3 rRNA genes are annotated in these 5,546 nt (G+C 55.5%); all 3 read right to left on the bottom strand.

Annotated elements, in window-relative coordinates:
• Window positions 1-6: 6 nt before the first annotated feature.
• Window positions 7-123, bottom strand: a 5S ribosomal RNA gene (rrf, locus tag DEI98_RS18130).
• A 152-nt stretch (window positions 124-275) separates the two neighbouring features.
• Window positions 276-3,403, bottom strand: a 23S ribosomal RNA gene (locus tag DEI98_RS18125).
• 433 nt (window positions 3,404-3,836) lie between these two features.
• A 16S ribosomal RNA gene (locus DEI98_RS18120) occupies window positions 3,837-5,358 on the bottom strand.
• The 16S, 23S and 5S rRNA genes sit together here, the layout of an rRNA operon.
• Window positions 5,359-5,546 lie beyond the last annotated feature (188 nt).

Below are 5,546 nucleotides of genomic sequence, written 5' to 3'. Positions count from 1 at the left end.
CGTTAAGTCCGGCGGCGTCCTACTCTCCCACAAGGTCCCCCTTGCAGTACCATCGGCGCTGAGAGGCTTAGCTTCCGGGTTCGGAATGTGACCGGGCGTTTCCCTCTCGCTATGACCACCGGAACACCTTCGACCATGATCTGGTCTCAAAGCTGTCCCAGCTGCTGCCCTCCGTGAAGAGGGCAGAGCGGTGTATTCAGTTTCGATTCCCGATCGTCTGTCGGGAACCACAAAGTGGACGCGAGCCCGTGCAACAAGTGCACGGAAATCAGTGTGTTATCAAGTCTTCGGCTTATTAGTACCGGTCAGCTCCACGGGTCGTTAGTCCCCGCTTCCACATCCGGCCTATCAACCCAGTAGTCTGCTGGGAGCCTCTCACACTCAAGGTGCATGGAAATCTCATCTCGAAGACGGCTTCCCGCTTAGATGCTTTCAGCGGTTATCCGGTCCGAACGTAGCTAATCAGCGGTGCCCTTGGCAGAACAACTGACACACCAGAGGTTCGTCCATCCCGGTCCTCTCGTACTAGGGATAGATCTTCTCAAATTTCCAACGCGCGCAGCGGATAGGGACCGAACTGTCTCACGACGTTCTAAACCCAGCTCGCGTACCGCTTTAATGGGCGAACAGCCCAACCCTTGGGACCTACTCCAGCCCCAGGATGCGACGAGCCGACATCGAGGTGCCAAACCATGCCGTCGATATGGACTCTTGGGCAAGATCAGCCTGTTATCCCCGAGGTACCTTTTATCCGTTGAGCGACAGCGCTTCCACAAGCCACTGCCGGATCACTAGTCCCGACTTTCGTCCCTGCTCGACCTGTCAGTCTCACAGTCAAGCTCCCTTGTGCACTTACACTCGCCACCTGATTGCCAACCAGGTTGAGGGAACCTTTGGGCGCCTCCGTTACTCTTTGGGAGGCAACCGCCCCAGTTAAACTACCCATCAGGCACTGTCCATGAACCCGATCAGGGTCCTACGTTAGACATCCAAAGTGACCAGAGTGGTATTTCAACAATGACTCCACGAACACTAGCGTGCCCGCTTCACAGTCTCCCACCTATCCTACACAAGCCACTCCGAACACCAATACCAAACTGTAGTAAAGGTCACGGGGTCTTTCCGTCCTGCTGCGCGTAACGAGCATCTTTACTCGTAGTGCAATTTCGCCGAGTTCGCGGTTGAGACAGCTGGGAAGTCGTTACGCCATTCGTGCAGGTCGGAACTTACCCGACAAGGAATTTCGCTACCTTAGGATGGTTATAGTTACCACCGCCGTTTACTGGGGCTTAAATTCAGAGCTTCGCCCAAAGGCTAACCCTTCCTCTTAACCTTCCAGCACCGGGCAGGCGTCAGTCCGTATACATCGTCTTGCGACTTCGCACGGACCTGTGTTTTTAGTAAACAGTCGCTTCCCACTGGTCTCTGCGGCCTTCAACGCTCACGGAGTAAATCCGGTCACGTGTCCGGCCCCCCTTCTCCCGAAGTTACGGGGGCATTTTGCCGAGTTCCTTAACCACGATTCTCTCGATCTCCTTGGTATTCTCTACCTGACCACCTGAGTCGGTTTCGGGTACGGGCGGCTGCAACCTCGCGTCGATGCTTTTCTCGGCAGCATAGGATCACTGATTTCCCCTTACGGGTACGCGTCGGATCTCAGGCGTACAGACGACGGATTTGCCTATCGTCAGCCCTACATCCTTACACCAGGTTCACCTTACGGATACCATCGCCTGGCTCAGCTACCTTCCTGCGTCACACCTGTTCATACGCTAACCGCACCAGCATGGGGTCGAGCGTTAGACCGGCCACCATCACCCCGAAGGGATCCGGTTGTACCGGGTTAGGACTCTTAGCACCACTGGATTAGCTTGGGCGGTTGTTCGCCGGTACGGGAATATCAACCCGTTGTCCATCGACTACGCCTGTCGGCCTCGCCTTAGGTCCCGACTTACCCAGGGCGGATTAACCTGGCCCTGGAACCCTTGGTCTTTCGGAGGACGGGTTTCTCACCCGTCTTTCGCTACTCATGCCTGCATTCTCACTCGTGTAGCGTCCACGGCTGGATCACTCCGCCGCTTCACTCGCCACACGACGCTCTCCTACCACTCCGCACGACTGAACCACGAAGGCTTGTCTATAGTGCGAAATCTACAACTTCGGTGGTGTGCTTGAGCCCCGTTACATTGTCGGCGCGGAATCACTTGACCAGTGAGCTATTACGCACTCTTTCAAGGGTGGCTGCTTCTAAGCCAACCTCCTGGTTGTCTGTGCAACTCCACATCCTTTCCCACTTAGCACACGCTTAGGGACCTTAGTTGGTAGTCTGGGTTGTTTCCCTCTCGACGATGAAGCTTATCCCCCACCGTCTCACTGCTGCGCTCTCACTCACCGGCATTCGGAGTTTGGCTGACGTCAGTAACCTGTTGAGGCCCATCGGCCATCCAGTAGCTCTACCTCCGGCGAGAAACACGCAACGCTGCACCTAAATGCATTTCGGAGAGAACCAGCTATCACGAAGTTTGATTGGCCTTTCACCCCTATCCACAGCTCATCCCCTCCATTTTCAACTGAAGTGGGTTCGGTCCTCCACGACGTCTTACCGTCGCTTCAACCTGGCCATGGATAGATCACTTCGCTTCGGGTCTAGAACATGCGACTCAAACGCCCTATTCAGACTCGCTTTCGCTACGGCTGCCCCTCACGGGTTAACCTCGCCACATATCACTAACTCGCAGGCTCATTCTTCAAAAGGCACGCCGTCACCCCTACTAAGGAGGCTCCGACGGTTTGTAAGCAAACGGTTTCAGGTACTATTTCACTCCCCTCCCGGGGTACTTTTCACCTTTCCCTCACGGTACTTGTCCGCTATCGGTCATCTGGGAGTATTTAGGCTTATCAGGTGGTCCTGACAGATTCACACGGGATTTCTCGGGCCCCGTGCTACTTGGGATACACATCCGGCCATAACACCATTTCGTCTACGGGGCTGGCACCCACTACGGCCCGGCTTTCAAACCGGTTCGACTATGATGCGCTGTAACCGTCCCAGTCCGGCAGAACTGAGTGACGTGTCCCACAACCCCGACCATGCAACGCCCGCCGGCTATCACACATGATCGGTTTAGCCTCATCCGCTTTCGCTCGCCACTACTCACGGAATCACATGTTGTTTTCTCTTCCTGTGGGTACTGAGATGTTTCACTTCCCCACGTTCCCTCTACCCGCCCTATATATTCAGGCGGGAGTCACCAGGTCGCAAAGCGCCTGGCGGGGTTTCCCCATTCGGAAATCCTCGGATCACAGCTCGATTATCAGCTTCCCGAGGCTTATCGCAGATTTCTACGTCCTTCATCGGCTCCAGATGCCAAGGCATCCACCGTTTGCTCTTAGAAACTTGACCACAAAGATTAAAATTGCGATCCAACGTCACACCACAGCAGCCCGAAGGCTGATCATGGATGACGCGAATCAAAGATGCTCGCGTCCACTGTGTAGTTCTCAACATACGATCGGCACCAGCACTCCCCCACCACAACGGTAGGTTCACCCTGGCCCGACGAAGGACCCGTAGGCCCAACCCCCACCATCACTCACGTGACAGTAGGAAGCCTGGTCCCTCAGGACCCAACAACGTGCACCAGCCAGCAGCTCCACCCACGACCCGTCCCAACCCTGCAAGCAGAGCGTACTGAGGTCGGAAGCATCACTCCCAACTGCACTGTCAATGTTCCACCCATGAGCTACCCGTCGGACACGTTCGGTCCGAAACAGGCGCCTGGACCAGCAACCAACCACCCATGATGGGCGACCAGCACTGACCAGATGCTCCTTAGAAAGGAGGTGATCCAGCCGCACCTTCCGGTACGGCTACCTTGTTACGACTTAGTCCTAATCACCGATCCCACCTTCGACGGCTCCTTCCACAAGGGTTAGGCCACCGGCTTCGGGTGTTACCGACTTTCATGACTTGACGGGCGGTGTGTACAAGGCCCGGGAACGTATTCACCGCAGCGTTGCTGATCTGCGATTACTAGCGACTCCGACTTCATGAGGTCGAGTTGCAGACCTCAATCCGAACTGAGACCGGCTTTTTGGGATTCGCTCCACCTTACGGTATCGCAGCCCTTTGTACCGGCCATTGTAGCATGCGTGAAGCCCAAGACATAAGGGGCATGATGATTTGACGTCATCCCCACCTTCCTCCGAGTTGACCCCGGCAGTCTCCTATGAGTCCCCGGCATAACCCGCTGGCAACATAGAACGAGGGTTGCGCTCGTTGCGGGACTTAACCCAACATCTCACGACACGAGCTGACGACAACCATGCACCACCTGTACACCGACCACAAGGGGGCGACCATCTCTGGCCGTTTCCGGTGTATGTCAAGCCTTGGTAAGGTTCTTCGCGTTGCATCGAATTAATCCGCATGCTCCGCCGCTTGTGCGGGCCCCCGTCAATTCCTTTGAGTTTTAGCCTTGCGGCCGTACTCCCCAGGCGGGGCGCTTAATGCGTTAGCTACGACACAGAAACCGTGGAAAGGTCCCTACATCTAGCGCCCAACGTTTACGGCATGGACTACCAGGGTATCTAATCCTGTTCGCTCCCCATGCTTTCGCTCCTCAGCGTCAGTTACGGCCCAGAGATCTGCCTTCGCCATCGGTGTTCCTCCTGATATCTGCGCATTCCACCGCTACACCAGGAATTCCAATCTCCCCTACCGCACTCTAGTCTGCCCGTACCCACTGCAAGCCCGAGGTTGAGCCTCGGGATTTCACAGCAGACGCGACAAACCGCCTACGAGCTCTTTACGCCCAATAATTCCGGACAACGCTTGCACCCTACGTATTACCGCGGCTGCTGGCACGTAGTTAGCCGGTGCTTTTTCTGCAGGTACCGTCACTTTCGCTTCTTCCCTACTAAAAGAGGTTTACAACCCGAAGGCCGTCATCCCTCACGCGGCGTTGCTGCATCAGGCTTTCGCCCATTGTGCAATATTCCCCACTGCTGCCTCCCGTAGGAGTCTGGGCCGTGTCTCAGTCCCAGTGTGGCCGGTCACCCTCTCAGGCCGGCTACCCGTCGTCGCCTTGGTGAGCCATTACCTCACCAACAAGCTGATAGGCCGCGAGTCCATCCCCAACCAAAAAATCTTTCCACCACCAGACCATGCGGCCAGTGATCATATCCAGTATTAGACGTCGTTTCCAACGCTTATCCCAGAGTCAGGGGCAGGTTACTCACGTGTTACTCACCCGTTCGCCACTAATCCACCCAGCAAGCTGGGCATCATCGTTCGACTTGCATGTGTTAAGCACGCCGCCAGCGTTCGTCCTGAGCCAGGATCAAACTCTCCGTAAAAAAATACAGACCCAACACCCGAAGGCATCAGACCGAGTTGATTCTGACTGTTGACTGTCTACTGACAATCTTCAATCCAAAAGGAATTGCTTCATGACCCAGTCAGCAAGCCGACCAGGCACGAGGTCAATCAATAAATTGGCATTGACAATGTGCACGCTGTTGAGTTCTCAAGGACCAGACGCACT

The sequence above is a fragment of the Curtobacterium sp. MCLR17_034 genome (assembly GCF_003234485.1).
GTDB lineage: Bacteria > Actinomycetota > Actinomycetes > Actinomycetales > Microbacteriaceae > Curtobacterium > Curtobacterium flaccumfaciens.
Note: the sequence above shows the minus strand (reverse complement) of the source record. Positions and strands in the feature narration are given on the sequence as shown.